Source organism: Methylomonas sp. BW4-1 (assembly GCF_052474385.1).
The window spans coordinates 2,345,088-2,367,048 of the sequence record NZ_CP184125.1; the positions used below are offsets into that span (position 1 = coordinate 2,345,088).

The 21,961-nt window shown below is 52.0% G+C and carries 22 protein-coding genes; 12 read left to right on the forward strand and 10 right to left on the reverse strand.

The window, feature by feature from the left end; translation table 11 throughout:
* Window positions 1-7: 7 nt before the first annotated feature.
* The gene (locus tag ACH5Y9_RS10865) at window positions 8-718 is read left to right on the forward strand and encodes a Crp/Fnr family transcriptional regulator (protein WP_445369620.1); all 711 of its coding nucleotides are present in this window, start codon (window positions 8-10) and stop codon (window positions 716-718) included.
* Window positions 719-816: 98 nt separating this feature from the next.
* Here the strand turns inward: ACH5Y9_RS10865 and ACH5Y9_RS10870 are convergent, their stop codons facing one another.
* On the reverse strand, window positions 817-3,021 hold the full coding sequence (locus ACH5Y9_RS10870; protein WP_445369621.1) for a putative bifunctional diguanylate cyclase/phosphodiesterase: 2,205 nt from the start codon (window positions 3,019-3,021) through the stop codon (window positions 817-819).
* Between the two features lie 246 nt (window positions 3,022-3,267).
* Entirely contained in the window at window positions 3,268-3,618 is a 351-nt protein-coding gene (locus ACH5Y9_RS10875; protein ID WP_020485195.1) for a hypothetical protein, read from the reverse strand.
* A gap of 424 nt (window positions 3,619-4,042) precedes the next feature.
* Between ACH5Y9_RS10875 and ACH5Y9_RS10880 the strand changes: the two genes are divergently transcribed.
* Entirely contained in the window at window positions 4,043-4,753 is a 711-nt protein-coding gene (locus tag ACH5Y9_RS10880) for a Crp/Fnr family transcriptional regulator (RefSeq protein WP_445369622.1), read from the forward strand.
* Window positions 4,754-4,813: 60 nt separating this feature from the next.
* Here the strand turns inward: ACH5Y9_RS10880 and ACH5Y9_RS10885 are convergent, their stop codons facing one another.
* Window positions 4,814-5,182: a DUF4870 family protein gene (locus ACH5Y9_RS10885; RefSeq protein ID WP_020485193.1), complete on the reverse strand. Its 369-nt coding sequence runs from the start codon at window positions 5,180-5,182 to the stop codon at window positions 4,814-4,816.
* A 311-nt stretch (window positions 5,183-5,493) separates the two neighbouring features.
* On the opposite strand from ACH5Y9_RS10885, the gene ACH5Y9_RS10890 reads away from it, so the two are divergent.
* The 3 genes from ACH5Y9_RS10890 to ACH5Y9_RS10900 are packed head-to-tail and all read left to right on the forward strand — an operon-like array spanning window position 5,494 to window position 9,706.
* Entirely contained in the window at window positions 5,494-6,924 is a 1,431-nt protein-coding gene (locus tag ACH5Y9_RS10890; protein ID WP_445369623.1) for an efflux transporter outer membrane subunit, read from the forward strand.
* Window positions 6,924-8,045 carry an HlyD family secretion protein gene (locus tag ACH5Y9_RS10895; protein ID WP_445369624.1) on the forward strand — a complete coding sequence of 374 codons (1,122 nt, stop codon included), beginning with the start codon at window positions 6,924-6,926 and terminating at the stop codon, window positions 8,043-8,045. Before ACH5Y9_RS10890 ends, ACH5Y9_RS10895 begins: the two co-directional genes overlap by 1 nt.
* Window positions 8,042-9,706 (forward strand): ATP-binding cassette domain-containing protein, encoded by a 1,665-nt coding sequence (locus tag ACH5Y9_RS10900; protein WP_445369625.1) that lies wholly within the window; start codon window positions 8,042-8,044, stop codon window positions 9,704-9,706. The genes ACH5Y9_RS10895 and ACH5Y9_RS10900 overlap by 4 nt, the downstream gene beginning before the upstream one ends.
* A gap of 31 nt (window positions 9,707-9,737) precedes the next feature.
* Here the strand turns inward: ACH5Y9_RS10900 and ACH5Y9_RS10905 are convergent, their stop codons facing one another.
* Window positions 9,738-10,778 (reverse strand): IS481 family transposase, encoded by a 1,041-nt coding sequence (locus tag ACH5Y9_RS10905; protein ID WP_445367679.1) that lies wholly within the window; start codon window positions 10,776-10,778, stop codon window positions 9,738-9,740.
* Window positions 10,779-11,191: 413 nt separating this feature from the next.
* Window positions 11,192-12,196, reverse strand: a complete 1,005-nt coding sequence (locus ACH5Y9_RS10910; RefSeq protein WP_445369626.1) for an SbmA/BacA-like family transporter — start codon at window positions 12,194-12,196, stop codon at window positions 11,192-11,194.
* Window positions 12,197-12,581: 385 nt separating this feature from the next.
* Between ACH5Y9_RS10910 and ACH5Y9_RS10915 the strand changes: the two genes are divergently transcribed.
* The 7 genes from ACH5Y9_RS10915 to gorA all read left to right on the forward strand — a co-directional run bounded on the left by ACH5Y9_RS10915 (window position 12,582) and on the right by gorA (window position 17,182).
* The gene (locus tag ACH5Y9_RS10915) at window positions 12,582-12,767 is read left to right on the forward strand and encodes a CsbD family protein (RefSeq protein ID WP_445369627.1); all 186 of its coding nucleotides are present in this window, start codon (window positions 12,582-12,584) and stop codon (window positions 12,765-12,767) included.
* Between the two features lie 51 nt (window positions 12,768-12,818).
* On the forward strand, window positions 12,819-13,091 hold the full coding sequence (locus ACH5Y9_RS10920; protein WP_445369628.1) for a CsbD family protein: 273 nt from the start codon (window positions 12,819-12,821) through the stop codon (window positions 13,089-13,091).
* Between the two features lie 189 nt (window positions 13,092-13,280).
* Window positions 13,281-13,631 (forward strand): four-helix bundle copper-binding protein, encoded by a 351-nt coding sequence (locus ACH5Y9_RS10925; RefSeq protein ID WP_445369629.1) that lies wholly within the window; start codon window positions 13,281-13,283, stop codon window positions 13,629-13,631.
* Window positions 13,632-14,212: 581 nt separating this feature from the next.
* Entirely contained in the window at window positions 14,213-14,710 is a 498-nt protein-coding gene (locus ACH5Y9_RS10930; RefSeq protein WP_445369630.1) for a hypothetical protein, read from the forward strand.
* Between the two features lie 45 nt (window positions 14,711-14,755).
* Window positions 14,756-15,199: a DUF2383 domain-containing protein gene (locus tag ACH5Y9_RS10935; protein WP_445369631.1), complete on the forward strand. Its 444-nt coding sequence runs from the start codon at window positions 14,756-14,758 to the stop codon at window positions 15,197-15,199.
* A gap of 92 nt (window positions 15,200-15,291) precedes the next feature.
* A complete protein-coding gene (locus ACH5Y9_RS10940; RefSeq protein WP_445369632.1) occupies window positions 15,292-15,819 on the forward strand; it encodes a peroxiredoxin in 528 nt (175 codons plus the stop codon).
* A gap of 10 nt (window positions 15,820-15,829) precedes the next feature.
* Entirely contained in the window at window positions 15,830-17,182 is a 1,353-nt protein-coding gene (gene gorA / locus ACH5Y9_RS10945; protein WP_445369633.1) for a glutathione-disulfide reductase, read from the forward strand.
* A 114-nt stretch (window positions 17,183-17,296) separates the two neighbouring features.
* Here the strand turns inward: gorA and ACH5Y9_RS10950 are convergent, their stop codons facing one another.
* The 5 genes from ACH5Y9_RS10950 to ACH5Y9_RS10970 form a co-directional block, all read right to left on the reverse strand.
* A complete protein-coding gene (locus ACH5Y9_RS10950) occupies window positions 17,297-18,118 on the reverse strand; it encodes a transglutaminase-like domain-containing protein (RefSeq protein WP_445369634.1) in 822 nt (273 codons plus the stop codon).
* Between the two features lie 70 nt (window positions 18,119-18,188).
* Complete coding sequence (locus tag ACH5Y9_RS10955) at window positions 18,189-18,944, reverse strand: N-formylglutamate amidohydrolase (RefSeq protein WP_445369635.1); 756 nt, start codon at window positions 18,942-18,944, stop codon at window positions 18,189-18,191.
* A gap of 7 nt (window positions 18,945-18,951) precedes the next feature.
* Entirely contained in the window at window positions 18,952-19,578 is a 627-nt protein-coding gene (locus ACH5Y9_RS10960; protein WP_445369636.1) for a peptidase, read from the reverse strand.
* Between the two features lie 239 nt (window positions 19,579-19,817).
* Window positions 19,818-21,059: a DUF1207 domain-containing protein gene (locus tag ACH5Y9_RS10965; RefSeq protein WP_445369637.1), complete on the reverse strand. Its 1,242-nt coding sequence runs from the start codon at window positions 21,057-21,059 to the stop codon at window positions 19,818-19,820.
* Window positions 21,056-21,664 carry a BON domain-containing protein gene (locus ACH5Y9_RS10970; RefSeq protein ID WP_445369638.1) on the reverse strand — a complete coding sequence of 203 codons (609 nt, stop codon included), beginning with the start codon at window positions 21,662-21,664 and terminating at the stop codon, window positions 21,056-21,058. Before ACH5Y9_RS10970 ends, ACH5Y9_RS10965 begins: the two co-directional genes overlap by 4 nt.
* Window positions 21,665-21,961 lie beyond the last annotated feature (297 nt).

Here is a 21,961-nt window from a genome sequence, read left to right on the forward strand (position 1 = left end):
GCAGCAGATGACCGATCTCGATAGCCCGCAATACAACCATTTGCTAAAAGTGTTACCGGAAGCGGAATACGAACGACTGTTACCGCACCTGGAACACGTGGAGATGCCGTTGGGAGAAGTAATTTACGAATCCGGCGGCGAGCTGCGTTACGTCTACTTCCCCACTACCTGTATCGTCTCCTTGCTGTATGTGATGGAGAACGGCGCATCGGCGGAAATCGCCGTGGTCGGCAACGACGGTATCATCGGCGTGGCATTGTTCATGGGCGGCGGCAGCATGCCGAACCGCGCCGTGGTGCAAAGTGCCGGCCATGCCTTTCGCTTGCGCGGGCAACTGTTGATGCAAGAATTCAACCGCTACGAAGGCATGCTGCATTTGCTGCTGCGTTATACCCAGGCGCTGATCACGCAAATGGCGCAAACCGCGGTGTGCAATCGGCACCATTCGGTGGATCAACAACTCTGTCGTTGGTTGTTGTTAAGCATGGACAGGCTGCCGTCGAACGAATTGACCATGACCCAGGAATTGATCGCCAACATGCTGGGCGTGCGGCGCGAAGGCGTTACCGAGGCCGCCGGGAAACTGCAACATGCGGGATTGATCCATTACAGCAGAGGGAAAATAACGGTGCTGGATAGGCCGGGTTTGGAAGCACGGGTTTGCGAATGCTACCAGGTGGTGAGAGCCGAGTCGGATAGGCTTCTCCCCCCCCGATGATGAATTAATGGCCTTGTGACAAGGCGAGCTTGCAGGTGCGAAGAATTCGCACTAACCGCCTTTATAGGTCGAATGAATTCGGCCCTAGCACGGACACCTCAAAGTTGGCTCTGCAACAACGCAGAAAACTCCGCCGCCGCCAGCGCCGGGCTTTTCAAATAGCCCTGATAAAAATCGCAGCCATGTTCTTGCAGAAAATCCAGTTGTTCTTGGGTTTCCACGCCTTCCGCCAACACTTGCAAACGCAAGGTATGGCCCATGCCGATAATCGCCGAGGCGATTTCTTTATCGTCTTCCAACTGCGGAATGTCGTCGATAAAAGTTTTATCGATTTTCAGAATGTCCAACGGAAAATGCTTGAGATAAGCCAACGAAGAATAACCGGTGCCGAAATCGTCGATGGCCAGCCGCACACCCAAGGCCTGTAGCTTACAGAGGACCAACACCACCTCCGTCTCCCTCTCCATCAACGCGCTCTCGGTTAATTCCAACTCTAACAGCTCGGGCGGAAAGCCGGTTTGGCTGAGTATCGCAGCAATACTGACGGCTATGTCGCCATGCCGCAGCTGATGCGGCGACAGATTGACCGCCAGCTTGATCGGCGGTAACCCGGCATCCAGCCAACGCCGACCTTGCCTACACACTTCCTTTAACACCCATTCACCGATCTCGGCTATCAGGCCAATTTCCTCGGCCACCGGGATGAACTGGCTGGGCGGTATCACGCCCTCCTCCGCATGATGCCAGCGCAACAAAGCTTCCGCGCCGATAATGCGGCCCGTGCTGATGTCTACTTGCGGTTGATAATAAACCAGTAATTCTTGACGACGCAGCGCCCGCCGCAATAACGACTCCAAATTGATACGGCGCAAGGCCGCTTGGGTCAGGTCTTCCGAGAAATATTTAAAATTACCGCGCCCTTCCGCTTTGGCGCGATATAAAGCCGCGTCCGCGTGTTGCAAAAGCTCTTCGGAGCTGTTGCCATGTTCCGGCAGTAAACTGATGCCTATGCTGACACCAACCCGCACTTCGGAACCGTTGGACAAACGCCACGGTTCGTTGAGCGATTCGATAATCTCGGCGGCTACCAGCGCCGCATCCTGCGGATGCGCCAAATCTTCCAGCAATATGGCAAATTCGTCGCCGCCCAGACGGGTCACGGTGTCGATGCCGCGCAGCCGGCTGCTTAATTTTGCCGCCACTTGTTGCAGCAATTCGTCGCCGGCCAAATGGCCGAAGCTGTCGTTAACGTCTTTAAATCGATCCAGATCGAGCATCAACAAGGCCGCCGCTTTCCGTTCGCGGCGCGACAAGCCTATGCAATGTTCCAGGCGCGCAAACAATAACAAACGATTAGGCAAACTGGTTAGAGGATCGTGGTGAGCCAAAAACTCCAGGCGGGCGACCGCATCCTTAAGCTGGGAAATATCGGAAAACACCCCAACGTAATGCGTCACCCGATTATTTTCGTCGCGTACCGCGCTGATGCTGAGCATTTGCGGATAAATCTCGCCGTCCTTGCGCCGATTCCAAATTTCGCCTTGCCAATAACCGCTGTCGTTAATCTGCCCCCACATATCCACGTAAAAGGCTTGGTCCTGCCGGCCGGACTTCAGGGTTTTCGGCGTTTTTCCTAACACTTCGTCCGCCGAATAGCCGGTTAATTCGCTAAAAGCCCGATTAACCACCAAAATCCGCATATCGGCATCGGTAACCATCACGCCTTCGCGGGCGGTTTCGAACATGGCCGCCGCCTGGCGTAAAAATTGGTCTTTGGTCTTTTCCCGACTAACGTCGCTGATTACAATCCGCAGAATCTGCTCGCCATCGGCGGCAATCGCCAGATTCATTTCCAGTCTGACGCAGAAATCGGCGCCGTCCGCCTTTACAAAATTAAGTTCGCAGGTCTGGGCTTGTTTGCTTTCCATTAACGCTTTGCGGTGCAGATAATAAATGTCCTGGTCGGCAAAGGCGATGTAGCGGCTTAGGACTTGGGAATGCAAAGCATGGCGCGGCACGCCCAGTAATTGAGTGGCGGTAAGATTGGCTTCCAGGATGATGTCTTGCGCACTGACGGTCAAATAGCCTACCGGCGCCAAATCGTATAAATCGAAATAACGCGCCTGTGATACCGCCAACTCGTCTTGCGTGTGGCGTAAATTTTCGATGACTGTTTCCAGTTCAATCTGATGCACCAGCAACTCATGCAGCAAGCGCTGTTCGTCGTTTGGCGATTTTTTGCTTTTCAGCGGACGAGCGGCGAGCTTTTGCTCGGCATAGCGGCGTAAGTCGGCGGGATTCATAACGAGATGGGCATTACATATATTGCTTTAAGTTGCGGGTCTTCGTGTTTGTGACCAACAGTTGAATAGTAGCACCAATCCGCATCTTCCCCCGCTTAGTTTCTTCCCCTTCATCGGCATGACAAAGCCTCCCCAAGCCAAAACGGTGAACCACTATCGTTGAGCACCAGCCACAAAAAAGCCGGTGATGACCGGCTTTGTAGATGTACTAAAACATAAAACTGCTTTTAACGGATAGCGTAGTTGTTACTGTCCGTTAACCTTTGCCAATTTCATTTCTTCTATGCCTTGTTCAACCTCGGCAATACCTTCTTGCAAGTTGCCGGCTTTAGCGGCTTTTATCGCCGCTTTTAATTTGGCGTTAGCCCGTTGTAGACGAATGGAGCTACCCTTTTCATTTTGAACTTTCATTGCCTCCCAAGCGACCGTAGCGCTCTCTATAAAGGCTTTGGTATCGCCGGTTTTGCCTACTTCCAAGGCGTTGTTGGATAGAGCGAGCAGATTGGTAAAGCTTTCGTTCAACGGACTACCGGCGGCATGCGCGGCCAATGATCCGAAAGATAACAGCAGTGCCATTAAAAAGTGTCTAATTTTCATAAATTTACCCGGTGTATATATTCTATAAAGGTGCAAAATAACCACTATCGCTCGCTTAAATAAAAGCTGCTCAAGAGCTGGCATCCTGCTCTAAAACCGCGACGACCGAACTATTACTGAATGTCTACATCCCGGCTGCTGGGTGATTCCACCTAAGCTGGCACTAGATTACGGCAGCGCCTTGCTGAAGTCTGTACGCTGGGGCACATACGCCGGAACAAATCAAAACTAATCTTATGAACCGGAACCTGCTTAGTTAGTTGTAAGTACGTGCGCTAACATACAGACAAGCAATTCCCGAACCGCTAACCTGCCCCCAAACAGCTGGCGTAAAGCCGCTGACCAGCACCGGCATAGCGATTTACATCTGTTCGCATCTGTTATCTTCTGTCGGGCTACCTCAACACACCGCCGGAGAACGCTAGTGTCGTCCATACCCGCTGTTTCCGCGGCCAATCGCCTCTTGAATGCCCTACCGGATAGTGACCGCCAGCACTTGCTTGCCCACTGCGAACCGGTCGATCTAAGCTTTGCGGAAGTGCTCTATCTAGCTGGCACCAAGATTCCGCATGTGTATTTTCCAATCGATAGTTTTATTTCCCTGGTAACGCCGGTCGATGGCGATACCGGTCTGGAAGTGGGTTTAATCGGGGACGAAGGTATTTTGGGCATCACCCTGACATTGGGTGTCGATATCGCGCCATTTCAAGCGCTGGTGCAAGGCGCAGGTTCGGCATTGCGTATAAGCGTGCCACTGTTTTTACAGGAACTGGAACGTAGCAGGCCCTTACAGCTGGAGTTAAAACGCTACTTATATGTATCCATGAGTCAATTGGCGCAAACCGCGGCCTGCAACCGCTTTCATCTGGTGGAAGCGCGTCTGGCGCGTTGGTTGCTGATGACGCATGACCGCGCGCACGCCGACACCTTCCATGTCACGCATATTTTCCTGGCCTATATCTTGGGTGTACGGCGAGTCGGCATCACCAAAGCCGCGCTGTCCTTGCAGGAACAAAAGTTGATCAGCTATCGGCGCGGGGATATTACGGTTCTGGATCGTGGCGGCCTGGAAGGCGCTGCTTGCGAATGCTATCGAACCGAGCGGGACACTTACGAGCGTATTTTAGGGGCTTGAAGAAGCGGGGCTTAGCCAACGCCGATGTAGACGACGTTGGCTAAGCGAGTCTGCGATGGTTTAACTCAGATCTTGCAAAGACTTCTCGGCAGTCAAATTGGTCCAGCCAATGACGATTCTGTAGATCAGCAACAGTAAGGTCGGAAGCAACACAATCAAGCTAAGTTGTATGTCCAGCATCAACACCAGACCGGACAAGGCAAAGCCTGCCAACGTCACCCAGACGGTTTTGATCTGCCAATTAAAATGCGATTCCAGCCAAGTGCCTTTGACATTGTTGCGGTAGAAAAAATTAATCGCTACGCCGACTAATAGCGGTAAGCCGGCAAAGGCAAAGGTTAATACTTGGCATAGATAGACTGTTGCAGTCAGTTTTTTCAACGCTGCGAAATCTTCGGTGGGTTTTTCGTTTGTAATTGTCGTGTTCATGACTACTTACCTCTTAGTGAAAAATATATCCGCGCTCTGGGGAATCGATTACCCCCGCAGAGCGTTGTAAGGCGGCGGCAAACTCTATGCCAGACTCTAGGCTTAAAAAAATCCATCGTCTGTACGCTATCGAACATATCTGCCACACATTGGTTCAACAAAAAATGGGTCAAGTTAAGTACGCTAACGCACAGACCTGACTTACCTCAACCATTACGCTGCTTGGGTAAGATTCATACAGGACCGTGCCATGGAACGTACTAAATCTGAGTTATTCAGGCAGCGTCTAGCTCATTGGTTTCAAGAGCCCAATGCCGCATAAGCCGGCATGGATAATCATCTTGATCGCTGCTGGCGGTTGTACCGTTGGCCCGGATTACCGTGAACCAACAGCGGATGTTCCGGTTAGTTGGCAGGCTGAAGTCAACAATCCGGCCATAACAACATCAGACCCCAAGCCCTTGCAAAACTGGTGGCTGCGCTTTAACGATGTGTCCTTGAATGCGTTGATGGGCAAAGCCTTGGCCGGCAATCTGGATCTAAAAATCGCCCTGACCCGAATCGATCAGGCCCGAGCCGAACGGCGCGGCACGCAAGCCGAGTTATTCCCGACCGTAAATATTAAGGCCGGTGCGCAACGCCAGGACAACCCATTACCGGCCTTGGCGCCAGGACTTCGTTACAACATGTTCGAACTGGGTTTCGACGCGCTATGGGAAATCGACTTATTCGGCCGCCAACAACGGCGTCTGGAAGCGGCTTTGGCCGAGCTTGATGGTGCAAACGCCGGCTACCGGCAAACGCTGGTCACACTGAGCGCGGAGCTGGCCCGCGGTTACGTCGAATACCGCAGCACCCAGAACCAACTACGCATCACCACTTCTAATCTGCACACCCAGCAAGCCACGCTGTCACTCACCGAAAAATTGTTTAATGAAGGCGTGGTTGCCCGCCATGAAGTGGTGCGCGCTCGCGCGCTGACCGAAACCACGATGGCGCAAATTCCGGCCTTGCAAGCCAAACTGACCGGCTTGCTGCGGCAACTGGAACTGCTGATTGGCGCGCATCCCGGCACGCTGGCGCTTGAGTTAAGCGAGTTGGGCGCGGTACCGCAGGCAGCGGGCATAGACCTACTAACCTCACCGGCAGCAACGCTACGCAACCGGCCTGATTTGCAAATCGCCGAGCGCAAGCTGGCCGCCGCCACTGCACTGCAAGGCGCGGCTGTCGCTGAACTGTTTCCGAAAATTTCCTTGTCCGCCTTTCTGGGCCTGCGCAGCACCGACTTGGAATCCTTATTCAAATCGGCGGCTTTCTCCTATGGCACCGCCGCCAATCTACTGCAACCCTTACTCAATTTTGGCAGGGTCCGCGCCGGCATCGATCTGGCCGACGCGCGGCAACAGGAAGCTTTTCTGACCTACGAAAAAACCGTGCTTGAAGCGCTGCGCGAAACCGAAACCGTGTTGAGTAGATATTTAAATGAAGAGCAGCGCCGACAGTTACTAGCCAGTTCCACGCTGGACTTGCGCGAATCGCTGAGACTGTCGCAACTACGCTATCAGGAAGGCGTCATCTCGTTTTTGGATGTGCTGGACTCGCAACGCAGCCTGTATGCCGCCGAAATCGAACTGGCCCGCTCCGAGGCAGACACTTCCACCCATCTGATTGCGGTGTATAAAGCCCTGGGCGGCGGCCCGGATATTAGCACCGTGCAATCGCAGCTTTCCGAGGATCAATAATGGCTAGCGTAAAGGAACCGGCCAAACCGGAAACCGCAACTGCACCGCCGACGAAACCGGCTCGCTCAATACGCAAGTTCATCTTGCCGGGCCTGGCATTGCTAGCCGTAGCGATGCTGGTTTGGTGGTGGTTGCGCCCTGCCCCGCTGCCGGAAGCCATTGTCACCGGCAATGGCCGCATCGAAGCCACCGAGATTGACATTGCTACCAAAACCGCTGGGAGGATTATTGAGATTTTGCCGCATGAAGGCGATTTTGTAGCATCCGGCATGGTGCTAGCCCGGATGGACACCCAAGTATTACAAGCGCAGCAAACCGAAGCCCAAGCCCAAGTCCGCCACGCCGAAAGCGCCCGAATCACCGCCAAAGCGGTCATCGTGCAGCGCGAAAGCGAACGCAACGCCGCGTTGGCGGTGGTTGCGCAACACCAAGCCGAATTCGATGCCGCCAGTAAACGCTTGAAACGCTCGCAACGCCTGGTTGGTGAAGGCGCGACGCCGCAACAGGAAGTCGATGACGATCAGGCTAGAGTGCTGGGTATGCAGGCGGCGATCAATGCCGCGCAAGCTCAAGTCGCGGCGGCCGGTGCCGGTATCGAAGCGGCGAAATCGCAGGCGGTGGCCTCGCAAACCCTAATCGAAGCGGCCCAAGCGACCGTCAGTCGTTTACAAGCCGATATTGAAGACAGCGTATTGAAAGCACCGCGTGACGGTCGCATCCAATACCGGGTCGCCGAGCCCGGCGAAGTGTTGGCCGCCGGTGGGCGGGTGTTGAACATGGTCGATCTTGCCGACGTATATATGACCTTTTTTCTGCCTACTGAAGCGGCAGGCAAAGTCGCCTTAGGGAGTGAGATCCGGCTGGTGCTGGATGCGGTGCCGGACTTGGTGATTCCGGCCACAGCGAGTTTTGTCGCTAGCGTCGCCCAGTTCACCCCCAAAACGGTGGAAACCGAAACCGAACGCCTGAAACTGATGTTTCGGGTGCGCGCTAGACTCGATCCGGAATTGCTGAAACAACATCTCAATCAAGTCAAAACCGGTGTGCCCGGCATGGCCTATGTGAAGATAGACCCAAAAGCCGAGTGGCCGGCCAATCTGGCTATCAAACTGCCGCAATGAATACCCCAACCGCTGCCCCCGTGGTGAGCATACAAAATCTGAGCTTGCGCTACGGCGAACAGTTGGCTTTGGATAATCTGAATCTGGATTTGCCGGCCAATCAAATGCTGGGCTTGATCGGCCCGGATGGCGTCGGCAAGTCCAGCCTGATGTCCTTATTGACCGGGGCGCGGAGAATCCAACAAGGCACGATCGAAGTATTGGGCGGTGACATGGCCGATGCCAGCCATCGCCGCGCGGTGTGTCCGCGTATTGCTTATATGCCGCAAGGGCTGGGCAAAAATCTATATCTAACTTTGTCGGTGTTCGAAAACGTCGATTTCTTCGGCAGGTTGTTCGGCCAACAGCCAGCCGAACGCGAACAACGCATCGGCGAATTACTGAAAAGCACCAACCTAGAGTCCTTCCGCGACCGCCCTGCCGGGCAATTGTCCGGCGGCATGAAACAAAAACTGGGTTTGTGCTGCGCCTTGATCCACGACCCCGACCTGCTGGTGCTGGACGAGCCGACCACCGGCGTCGATCCATTGTCGCGCGCCCAGTTTTGGGAGCTGATTGCTCGCCTGCGTCAGCGCCGTGCCGGGATGAGCGTGCTGGTTTCTACGGCTTACATGGACGAAGCCGAACGCTTTGATTGGCTGGTGGCGATGGATGCCGGCAAGATTATGGCGACCGGCACCGCCGCCGAACTGCGTGCGCAAGCCAAAGCCGATAGCCTGGAAGAAGCCTTTATCTTATTGCTACCGGAAGCCAAACGCCTCGGCCACCATGCCATTGTGATTCCGCCTAGGCAAAGCAGTGACGATGATATCGCTATCGAAGCCCACGATTTAAGTATGCGCTTTGGCGAATTTCTGGCGGTGGACAATGTCAGCCTGCGCATAGCCCGAGGTGAGATTTTTGGGTTTTTGGGCTCCAACGGTTGCGGCAAATCCACCACCATGAAAATGCTCACCGGCTTGCTGCAACCTAGCTCGGGAACGGCTTTATTGTTCGGGCAGGTGGTCGATGCCGGCAATCTGGCCACCCGCAAACGGGTCGGTTATATGTCGCAAGCCTTCTCACTGTATTCCGAGCTGACGGTCCGGCAAAATCTGGAATTGCACGCCAAGCTGTTTCACCTGCCGGCGGCGGAAATTCTAGGCCGAGTTGCCGAAATGGCCCAGCGCTTCCAGCTCGATGCGGTTTTGGATACCTTACCTGACGCGCTGCCGCTGGGAATCAGGCAACGCTTGTCGCTGGCAGTAGCCATGATCCACCGACCTGATCTGTTAATTCTGGACGAGCCGACTTCCGGTGTCGATCCTATCGAACGCGACCGCTTCTGGGAAATGATGATAGAACTGTCGCGCCACGACCAGGTCACCATTTTTATTTCCACCCATTTCATGAACGAAGCCGAGCGTTGCGACCGCATCTCGCTAATGCACGCTGGCAAGGTGCTGGCCAGCGATACGCCGGCGGCGTTGGTGAAAGATAGCGGACACGCAACGCTTGAGGAAGCCTTTATCGGCTATTTGCAAAAAGCTAGCGGCGCCGAGGAAGAAGCCGAGGCACCTAGCGAAACAGCGGTGGTGGTATCGCGGCAAACCCAAGCTGCGCAAGCCGCTGCCGGCTTTAGTTTGACCCGTCTTTACTGTATTAGCTCAGACCTGATCTGACAGTTACCGTTTTTGCGGGGTGTCTGTCAGATTAGATTTGGTTCAGATTTTTTTGAGCCCAAATCTGTTTTCCATCCAGCAAGGTATCCATCGGCGTTCTGCCGTTGCACATTTTGCCCTGATGAGTTCGGTCATTGTTGTAATAAACCAGCCATTCGTCCAGATCTTTTTGGAGTTCATCCAGGTCGCTATAGAGCTTTTTGCGGAACGTGACCTGATAGAACTCCTGCAAGATGGTCTTGTGGAAGCGTTCGCAAATCCCATTGGTTTGCGGCGACATGGCCTTGGTTTTGGTATGGTCGATGTCGTTGATCGCCAGGTATAGCTGATAATCATGCTGTTCGACCTTGCCACAATATTCTGTGCCGCGATCCGTCAGAATGCGTAGAACGGGTAATGCGTTGGCTTCATAGAACGGCAATACTTTGTCATTCAGGATGTCCGCGGCAGTAATCGGCGTTTTGGTGGTGTACAGTTTGCAGTGAGCGACTTTGCTGTAGGTGTCCACGTAAGTCTGCTGGTAAATCCGCCCAACCCCTTTGAGGTTGCCAACGTAAAAGGTATCCTGCGAACCCAGGTAACCGGGATGGGCTGTTTCGATTTCGCCGCAGGCTTGATCATCCTGCTGCTTTTTCTCCAACGCCGCAATCTGCGCATCGCTCAGCATTAACCCTTCGGCGGCTACCTTGGCTTCCAGTGCTTTAAGCCTCTTTTTAAAGTTCTCCAGGTCATGCCGTAACCAGATGGAGCGAACGCCGCTGCCGGATACGAATACCCCTTGTTTACGCAGTTCATTACTGGTTCGATGCTGTCCATGCGCTGGCCACTCAACCGCATAGGCTTTCACTGCCAGCTCAATGCTTTCATCGACGCGATTCTTCAGATTCGGAGACCGGCGGTTTTTGTCGATTAAGGCATCAATGCCACCTTCGGCTACCAGCTCTTGATAACGATAAAACGTATCGCGCGAGACACCCATCACCTTGCAGGCTCTGGAGACGTTATTCAGTTCTTGGGCTAAATTTAACAGCCCCGCTTTGTGTTTAATGATCGGATTGTTTGTATGGATCATGAGAGTTACCTTTTGTGTTTTGTGTAAGGATTCGACACCCCTATCAAAACCGGTAACTCTCATCTTTTCAAGTCGATGTGTCAGATCAAGTCGTGACTAATACACCTTAAAAAAGGCACCTGGTTTTGACAAAAAGCATTGGCCGGAAAATTCTGAAAAATGGGAAGAACAACGCGAGGCACTCGGCCAGTTTTATCGAGTGAAACCACAGTTTTTATAACCACGACTAGCAACTATCGAAAAAAATCACCCTATTACTAAATCGATGGAATTTTGATTTTTTTAACGATTTACTGAGACCGCATTTCTTCCGTGTATAGCGCCTCCAAAATGCCCCCCGCCAAGTCGGACCGGGCATTCTTTTTTTGTGATTTTTGATTTCGGACGATGCGCTCTGAGCCGTATTGCTAAGCTCACTCAAGTTCAATTGAAGGCTTGGCGCAAGCGCTCTGCTGCTGTTCTAAATCATTCAAGGCCTCGACCAAGCCCAACACCCGATCAACCGAAGCATGCCATTGGGCAATCACCGGCATGTTATTAACCGGCCAGGACAAAGCCGCGGCCATTTGTTGAAAGGCCTGCACCGACTGCATCAACGCCCCCAGCGTAATACTCCCCAGAATAAAGCGCGGCGCGGTGATCAAAATGGGCAACGCCATCGATAGCACCGCGTAGCCGGAGCTAAACAGAATAATGTGCTCCCAGGCCCGGGTTTGCAGATCGTAGATCCCATTAATGTCTTGGAAAAGACTAAGAAAGCGCTTTTTTTCATGTGCTTCGCGGTTATGCACCGAAATTGCCTGAGCATTTTCCCGAGCCTTGACCAAACCGAAGCGGAAATTAGCTTCAACCGTTTGCATAGCGTTGGTGGTTAAGGTCAGTGGTCGCCCTGCCCACCAACCTAACACAGAGGCCAGTGCGGCATACAGCAAAGCCAACCAAACCAAATGTCCGGCTATCGGGAGTTGCATACCACCAAAATCCAGCATCACGGTGCCGGATAGTGTCCAGAGAATTTGGGTAAAGCTGGCCAGCAATAACAAGCTGTAAAACAGCGTGTAACAAAGATTGACGGCTTCGTCGGTGGCAATGCGAATATCTTCGGCGATGCGGCCATCCGGATTATCGTGGCCCACTGTCAGTATCTGGGCGATTTGGTAATGATGGCCTTTGTTCATCCAGCGACCTATCACGTGCGCCGTCAGCCAGGCGCGCCAACTGATTTGCAAATCCCGCTTGATTTTTAAATGTAAAACGGTAACCAGCATGCTGGCCACAAAAATTAATCCCAGATCGCGAACTTGGGTCATCAGCCCGGGCATATTGCGCTGTTCCAATGCGTCGAAAAGCGCGGCGCTCCATTGGGTAATCATCACAGCAATGATGATCTGTAACACGGTCAAAATCAGTAAATTCAAGGTCCGCCTGCAGATGCGCATTTGGTGTTCTGACCGCCAAAATGGCCCCGCCAGTTTCAAAAACTTAAAGAAAAACCCAGTTTGACCTGGCACGGTAGGTGCTCCACGGTGAAATAATTTGCGTTGGCTATATAGAAAGTTCAGGCCGTCAAACATCTTCACGATTAACCTCGAAACCGCCAGTTACAGGATGGGCTGTATAGGGTTGCAAGTCTGTACGTTAGCGTACCAACATCCCAGCCATAACAACTTGCCGTCATCACCGTCCGCTGCATCAATGTGCGTTGACGCACCGACTCCGATCAAGGTCACGAGTATGGTGGGTTCCGAGCCCTAAAAAACGCTCATTCACTTCAAAAAAATTAAAACACCACCAGGAGTCATCATGAACAGAGATCAAGTAAAAGGCCGTGTCGAAGAGACCAAAGGCAAAATCAAAGAAGTCGCCGGTAAACTAATGAACGACGACGAGTTGGAATTGGAAGGTAAGGTGCAGAAGCACGTCGGTAAAGTTCAGTCAGGCTTTGGCGATGTCAAGGACGATATTAAAAATGCTGTAGACGACGAATAACACCGGTTACATGCACACCCAAACTTTATCCAACTGACCAAAGGCAAGCTCATGAAATTTACCCAAACCGAACGCTATATTTTATCGGCCGGCGTCCTCACTGCATTGTGCTCGTTTGGCGCCTTCGCCGCAGACCATGAAGCCCCGATTAACAAAGATCAGGTAGAAGGCCGAGTCGAAGAAACCAAAGGCAAGGTCAAGGAAGCGACCGGCAAGATCATCGACGACAAAGGCATGCAAGTAGAAGGTAATGTCCAAAAAAATCTCGGCAAAGCCCAGAAAGGCTATGGCGATATCAAGCAGGATATTAAGGAAGGCAAATAAGACAAAGCAGCTAGTCGGTCGACATATCGCCCCCCTTTGGAGTTAACGTTGGCCGGCTAGCCGCTCTTACTTGAAAAATCGTTACGCATTTGAACAGAACAGTCTGACTGGTAGGCGCAAAACTAGTACTTTCCGCGTCAGCATTTGATTCTAGGACGAATTGACTCCCCCCACTAAACGGAGAATTCCATGCATCAAACATCCCAATCAGAACATGCCACACAAGCTTGTATAGCGGCATGCAGCCTTTGCCACCAGATTTGTTTACAAACCGCAATGAACCATTGCCTGGAAACCGGCGGCAAGCACGTCAAAGCCAAACATTTACGCCTGATGCTGAACTGCGCCGAGATTTGCCAGACGTCGGCAAATTTTCAACTGACCGGCTCGCATTTTTTGCATCAGCTCCACGCACTTTGTGCGGAAATATGCGAAGCCTGCGCGGCGGAATGCGATGAAATCGGCGGTATGAAGGATTGTGTTGTGGCCTGCCAACAATGCGCCGACAGTTGCCGGCAAATGCTTAGCACTCAACATTAAACGGCTCCTCCGCCCTGATACGACCTAGATTTCTATTATCGGCGGTGGTGATTGCGACGGTACTGTCAGCCTGTGCGTCGTCCATTAAGTCCTGCCGCTTGGTCAGACAACCACGCGGCCAATAGAGCCTTACTCGACAAAATCAACTGCCGCGCCAGCCTGCATCCAGTCTGCTGTTGAGACAAGCACAAGCTTTTCGATTGCCTAAAAACCACAGATAGCCAACCCACATAAAGACCAACTTAATAACAACCTTCTTGCGTTTTTGAAATCCTGAATTGTCAAAAATTGATGCCGGAGAAAACACTCCCAATAATGAGTTATGGCGTTTTACTAGATCTCTATTTTTTATTTACCGCGAGTGTGTGACAGCGTACTGACTCAAATATAATTTAACTGTATCTTCAAGTCACAACACAAGATATTTAATAAAAAATATTCAATATCTTAGTGCTCAATAAATAAATCATTAATAGCCAGAAGACTTCAGAGATAAGTCTTTGGTTATTAATGAAATCGCCGTAAATATTCATCCAGATAGCAGCTACAAATTAGCTGTTATTCAGATCGAAGAGACTATTATGTATAAACCTGTTTTTTGCATCTGCCAAAATATCGGTCAGACAGCCGCTATTGTTAATAATCTTAAAATGGCGGGGTTTTCTAACACTGAAATATCCCTGTTATTTCCGGATAACGCCACCCTCCCCTCTCGCCAACAAAACGCCGACGAAAAAGTGGATGCTGCCGAAAACGACAGCTACGGCCTGGAATGGACCAGCAAAATCGATAGCCTGGATATTCCGGGCGTCGGCCGCTTCATTGCCGCCGGGCCGATTATGGTTGAATTATGTCGCACACCTGAAAAAGACCAGGTTGCCGATTTAATTGCCGCCTTAATTGGCGTCGGCATTCCGGCGCATGAAGCCAAGCACTACCAAGAAAAAATCAAAGCCGGACGAACGCTGATCGCTGTGAATACGGCAACGGCGGAGACCCGTGATACCGCAAACACGATTTTCCAACAGGCTGAAGCCGCAGACATTTCTTCATCGGAAGAAGTATCGCCGATTGTTTGATCCGCCTTTACCACACCACAAAAACCCACCACACAGGACTTTATTATGCACAGCATTGAAACGATAGACGGTTTACTGATTGACGAACTTGCCGCCACTGAGACTTACAGTCAGGTGTTAAAAAAACTTAAGGAAGAGGTTTCGCTCGGTGAATCGGAGTTACTGCTGCCGATTTACGAAGCGCATAAAGCCGCCGTTTCCAGTTTACAAACTCAAATTCGCGAGCTGGGCGGTACACCGGCCAAGGACTCCGGCGCATGGGGCTCTTGGTCCAGCGTCGTACAAGGCGGCGCCAACGCCTTCGGTAAGCAAGCCGCGCTGAAAGTATTGCAGGAAGGCGAAAAGAGCGGTCTGGGAGACTATGAAAAAGCGCTGTTAGATCAAAAACTCGGTTCCAATATCCGTAGCTTGATCCTACTCAAACTGCTCCCCGCACAACACGCCCATATCGATGCCTTAGATCAAATGATGAGCTCACTGGCCGCTTAGCGACATCCGTAGCGTTCCTTTAAGTTTAATCCAGCAAACAAGGGCAGTGTTTATCGCGCTGCCCTTGTCATAGTTTCCAGGAGTTCCACACCATGCTTACCACTATTCCCGACGTAATCTTTAAAACCCGGGTTCGCGATGAAAGTATCCCCGGCGAAAATCCATTTCGTTGGCAGGATGTCAGCAGCGACGAGATTTTCAAAGGTCAATCCATCGTGATTTTTGCCTTACCCGGCGCCTACACGCCCACTTGTTCGAACAAGCATCTACCGGGCTATGATGCCAAATACCAAGAGCTTAAGGCTCATGGCATTGATGAAGTCTATTGCCTGAGTGTCAACGATGCGTTTGTGATGTATCAATGGAGTCAGTATCTAAAAATCACCAACGTAAAAATTCTGCCGGACGGCAATGGCGAATTTACCGAAGCCATGGGCATGCTGGTGAAAAAACACAATGTGGGGTTCGGCAGCCGGTCCTGGCGCTATTCGATGTTGGTCGAAGACAAAAAAGTTCTGCAACTTTTTAGCGAACCCGGCCAAATCGATAACTGCCCGGACGATCCGTTTACCCTCAGTGATGTGGATACCATGTTGGCTTATCTGCAGAAACAAAAATGAGCCTATTCCTATGACTGCGTATGACTATGATCTATTCGTGGTGGGTGCCGGCTCCGGCGGCGTGCGCGCCGCCAATGCCGCAGCCAATCAGGGCGCGCGGGTTGCAATAGCGGAAGTTGGCCATTTTGGCGGCACCTGCGTGAACCTGGGCTGCGTACCGAAAAAACTGTTGGTCTACGCCGCGCAATTTAAAGACGACTTTGCCGCTGCGGTCGGGTTCGGCTGGACCCTGGACAACGCGTCCTTCGATTGGCCCAGCCTAATCGCCAACAAAAACCGGGAAATCGACCGCCTGCAGGCGGTCTACCAACACCACTTGCAGGAATCCCGCGTGACCATCTTCAATGGTAAAGCGCAATTGCTGGATGCCCACACCGTCGCGGTCGCCGGCAGCCAGTGCACGGCTAAACGCATTATGCTGGCCACCGGCGGCTGGCCGTTTGTGCCCGATATTGCCGGTAAGCAGTACATCGTTACTTCCAACGAACTATTTTCCCTGGATAAGTTACCGGAGCGCATCGTGATTGTCGGTGGCGGCTACATCGCGGTGGAATTTGCCAGCATTCTTAACGGCCTGGGTGTCGATACGACTATTTGTCAACGCGGCGAAAAACTGCTGGAAGGCTTTGACGAGGATATTCGCGACTTTCTGGCCGTAGCCATGCGTAAGCAAGGCATCAAGATTCTGTTGAATTGCGATGTCCAAGCCATTACGCCGGACGGTAATGCCTATAGCGTCAGCTTGCTGGACGGCAACACCATGACGACCGACTTGGTGATGTATGCCACCGGCAGAACGCCAAATTCAAGCGGATTCGGCCTGGAACAACTGGGGGTGGCGTTGGACGACAACGGCGCGATCATTGTCGATAGCCACTATCAAACCAATCTGCCGTCCATCTATGCACTAGGCGATGTTACCGACCGGATCAATTTGACGCCGGTAGCGATAGCCGAAGGCGAAGCGCTTGTGAGCAATTTTTTTACCAAGCAGCCGCGACCGGTAAATTACGACAACATCCCCACCGCCGTATTTTGCCAACCCAATATCGCCAGCGTCGGCTTGACCGAAGCACAGGCGCGGCAAAAATATCCGAATATCGATATTTATAAAACCGAATTCAAGCCCATCAAAAACACGCTATCGGGTAAGGACGAAAAAACCTTGATGAAAATGATCGTGGAGCGCGAGACGGACCGAGTGATTGGCCTGCATATGATAGGTGCTGATGCACCGGAAATTATTCAGGGCATGGCTGTGGCGCTGCGTGCCGGCGCGACCAAAGCCTTGTTCGATTCGACTCTCGGCATCCACCCTACTGCTGCCGAAGAGTTTGTTAACCTGCATAAAGCCAACACCTAAAGTAGGCTTAAGGCTGTAAAACGCCAAACGTTATCTGTATTAGTCTCAACTTGGTCTAATACACAATACAGATCCGGATTAATTCTCGCCTCAGGGACTTCTGACATAAATTTTTCAAGCGGATCCGGCATCCGCCAACTGATCGGTGAACACTTTAAAGCTGATCAGAGTGTTGGGGCCAAAGCTGCAACTGATAGGCACATCGGCCGCATCTCGACCGCGGGCGATTAATATTCGGCCGATTCTGGGAATGTTATTGCGCGCATCGAAGGTGTACCAATTGCCGTCCAAATAAGCCTCAAACCAGCCGGCGAAATCCATCGGCCCGTAAGGTGGGGGCATGCCAATGTCACCGAGATAGCCGGTGCAGTATCTGGCCGGAATGTTCATACAACGGCACAGGGTAATCGCCAAATGCGCATAATCGCGGCAAACCCCAGTTCGCTCCTGAAACGCCTCCCAAGCAGTTTTAGTGAATCTAGCGTGCTGGTAACCGAACTCAATATGCCGATTAACATAGTCACAAATAGCCTGTACGTGTGCCCAGCCCGTTGGCGCATTTTCGAATAGCTGCCAAGCAATTTCAGACAATCGATCTGTTTCGCAGTAACGGCTACCCAATAAATAGACCAAAGTATCATCCGGCAATTGTTCCACTGGCGTTTGTCTAGCCTGCGAAATACTCCTATCTGGCACACCAGTGTCTCTAACCACGCCTTGGGCGGACAGAGTGAGCCGGCCTCTGGGCGCCACAATCCGACTGCACCAATTGCCGAAACTGTCACGGTAGGGCCGGATGGGGATCACGGGATTGGTGATCAGATAGTCCGGTGCAATTATGTCTGAGGCGCGCGTGAAGTGTACACTGAGCGTCAATAGCATCGGTGTGAGCTGCGGACAATCGTAAATCAGTTCATAACCGATGGCGATCTTCATGTTATTTCTCCTAGTTGGTACCGGCTGGCTTTGCCTAAATCCGGCGCTGGTAGAATTTGGATTTGCCTATCTAGCTGTAACACCGGTCCAGTGCTTCACGGAGAGAATCGACAACCGACTGACGCAGGCATACCCAATGCTCACTGGCCTCTAATATGTGCTTCTGGTTGATTTCCAATTCAATGCCCAAATAACTGGCACCGGGTAACAACCGGCGAAACCATCGGGGTTGCCCATCACCTTTTCCGGCATAGGGATAATTGCGGCGGACTTTCAGTTCAGGTAGTTTGGCAGTTAGGGTCTGCTGCCAATATTTACAGAGTGCTACTTCGTCCGCGCGGGATGGGTCATAAAGCAAGCCTATGTCGGCATTCCGTGACCTACCGTCCAATTCCGGGGTAAAGCTGTGCGATGACACATGGATTACCTGCCCGTGAGTGGCGATAGCATTCCTAAGCAACCGGTCAACCTGTTCGCGATAGGGTAAATAGTAGCGCTGCAAAATGCGATTGCGCTCGGGCTTCGACAGTTGGTGTACGGTTTTGAAATGCAGATTCGGATGCGTCGGCGACCGGTTAAGATCGACCAGCAAACGGCTAACCCTGGAATATACTAGCGGCGCCATTAACGCTGTGGCCAGGCTTTTTGCCATGCTCAACGCCCCAACATCGAAACCACGGTGAGAATCAAGCAGGGCCTGGTGATCGTAAAACAGCCGTTTATAACAAGTCGGAATTCGGCTGCCACCGTGCTCGCAAGTGATCACTAATCCATATTTGCCGGGATTCGGTAGAGGCTGTTCGGCAATTAGTCGCTTGCTTTCCACGCCTCTTTCACCAGTCCAGGTTGGGCAAATGATCAAACACCTGCCGGGTGCCCTTGGTCCATTGCTCACCGAGTGCAGTGAAATAAGTATCACCAACGTCAAAGTGCCTGAGCATTGTTACCTTCAAACTATCGCGCTGATAGCACAACAGATCGATCGGCATACCCACCGATAAATTGCTGCACATGGTCGAATCAAAGGAAACAAGCACGCACTTTGCCGCATTATTCAATGATGTCGAGCGGGTAATGACTCTGTCTATAATGGGTTTTCCGTATTTTGTTTCACCGGTTTGAAAATAGGCGGTTACCGTGCTGGCTTCGATAAAGGTACCTTCGGCATATATCCGGAATAACCGCTGTGATTCAGTACCGATCTGACCACCCAAAATAAAAGAAGCGTTGAAACGAATATGGCTGGCGGCCAGATGCGGGCTGTCACGCTGGTCAACTTCGCGCATCGCATCCGACACCAGCATTGCCGCATCAAACATCGATTCTGCGTTCCACAGATTGGGAATGCCGGACTTAGCGTTTCTTTGCGTTAACCGGCTGATGACCGCTTGTGTCCCGGCAAGATTACCGGAACTCAGAAGCACTATCACGCGTTCACCCGCTCTTTCGAACACAGTCATTTTGCAAAAACTGGCTACATTGTCTACACCGGCGTTGGTTCGCGAATCCGACGCAAACACCAATCCGGTATCCAGCATAATCCCTACACAGTAAGTCATGATTGCATCCCGCCAGACTACCCGCATATTGAAGGTGGCCAGCGGAAAGCCCAATTTTCCGCTCCCTGTTGATTGCGTAATGGCCGCCGGCGCGACGGCGAACAGCGGCGTATTTTGGAGGCTTTAACTGTTGTCGGCATTTAAAAATGGTAATGCGCACCCAAACCGACATATTCCACTTTGTCTTTATAAAACTGGCCGCTGGGCGAGTAGCCGTTGAAATATTCAACCATCAGCTGTAGTTTGCGTCCTAGGACTTTGGAATTGTCGAACTCCACACCGGCTCTGGCCGAAATATCGGTGCTCCAGTTGTTTTGGTCGTAATTCTTGATGTCGGCGGCAATGATCGGCCGCATGGATGCAAAATCTAGACGCCATGGGCTTCTGAACTCGATACCGTATTGCGCAGACCATTTTTTCAATGCGGTAGGTTCTCTATGGAACAAGCCGCCGCCACCGCCATAAATACGCACGCCGTAGGGCAACTCGTACGATAGTTTAAGGTCCACACCCTCGTAACTCAGATTTACCCGCTCGAATGCAGTGTTGACCTTGCGCAGCAAAAACTCGTCGCCCAGATGCGAACTCTGGTGATACAAGCGACCGAACGCGGAAAATTGACCCACGCGGGCGCTGGAGTAAATCGAAGCGATAAAATCGGTATTCACCAGATCGGATGACGCGGCATCCAGGTTGAAGTCGCTAAACACCCCGGCCTGCAAGCCGGCTTCCCATTGCGCCGTGGAATTGCCGATATTGGCCCGATAAAACGGTATGGTTTCGCCGAAGCTTACCGAGGCTATATCGCGACCGTCGAAGTTGTTACTCTGGTAATTCCGATAAGCTGCGGAAAAATGCGCCCAACGCGGATCGGCCAGTAACGGTTTAAACAAATGTCCCGACGGCAGCAAGCCAGTGGGCATGATCAGCGTATCGGCAGCGGTCACCGCCGAGCCCTCTCCTGCCAACGCAGCGGTTTCCCGGGATTGCTCTTTGGTAGTTTCGGCGATTTTTACCGCGCTCACCCCGGGTATCTCGGACAATACCTTGGACGCTGACGAGCGTTCCGCGTTTGTAAGGTTGGCGGCCGGCAAGGTGACTACCCCATCCTTTACTCGCAAGGCCGGCATATCGAGCTTTAAGTCGTGTTTCAGCGCGGCAGCGGCATAGCCGGCGATATAGGCATCATCCGCAGGAGTGGCCTGCGCCAACGGCGCCAAACTCAGCAACACACCCGCCATTAAACCGACCTGAATGTTTACTGACTTTTCACTCCGGCGTAGTCTGTCGTAGCCTGGGACTTTATGACTTTCTATGGACTCAGGGCAACAGGTTCTAATAGATCGAGTAGATAAGTAACTCAGCGTTGGATAAGTCATCATTGTTTACTCGGCACGCTGGTTTTGACCCGCAGTTCATTTTGCACTGACTTGACATGTTCTTGGCTATTCGCCAGGCCGATCGCACGGCCTACCAGTTGTTCCGAGTCAACAGCGCCGCTTAATTTGACGATACCGTTTACCGTTGTCACGTCAATGGGCGCCAGCTTCAGAAAGTCGTCGGCTAGCAACGTTGCTTTGATCTTAGTGGTGATCATCGAGTCGTCCAAGTATTCACCGGTTGCTTTGGAAGTATCAACGACAGAATCCTTGGCGGCGTCCACGCGTTTTTCGGAATTGCTGATGGCTTGATCGATTTGTTTTTTGGCTTTTTCCAGGGCGTCGTTAGAGGACTCAGCCGCTTTATCGATCGATGCACCGGCTTTTTCAGACTGTTGTTCTACCGACTCTTTAGCGGCTTCAATTTTCTGCTCGGTTTTCTCTGTGGTTTGATCAATCTTTTGGCCGACGTTTTCAATGGCTTTATCGACCTTTTTCCCGGCTTTTTCCGCCTGGCCTTCCGGCTGGCAGGCGGCAAGTCCAAGCACAGCGGCTAAGCAGCTAGCCGCTAAGATCTTATTTGTGGAGTAATCTGGTTGGGTTTTCATGGTTGATTCCTTAACGGATGGTGTCTATGGGAAATGTGCCGAATCTGGCGGAACTGCGTGCGTTAGCGAAAAGCTGCTCGTGATTAGGCAACCCGGCAGTTTAAAAAACTTGTTCTGATTTTAGGGACGAGACCTTGCGCGGTCTGTACGCTGGCGAACATAAGGCTGCGGCCGACTGCGTAGATATGAATTTAGCCGTGCTGTGCGACTAAATCGACGTATGAAGAGCCTGTGTAGGGAACAGCTGCTCGCCTCTATCACAGAACTTAGAGTATAAGTTGCTGATTTAATTTTCTT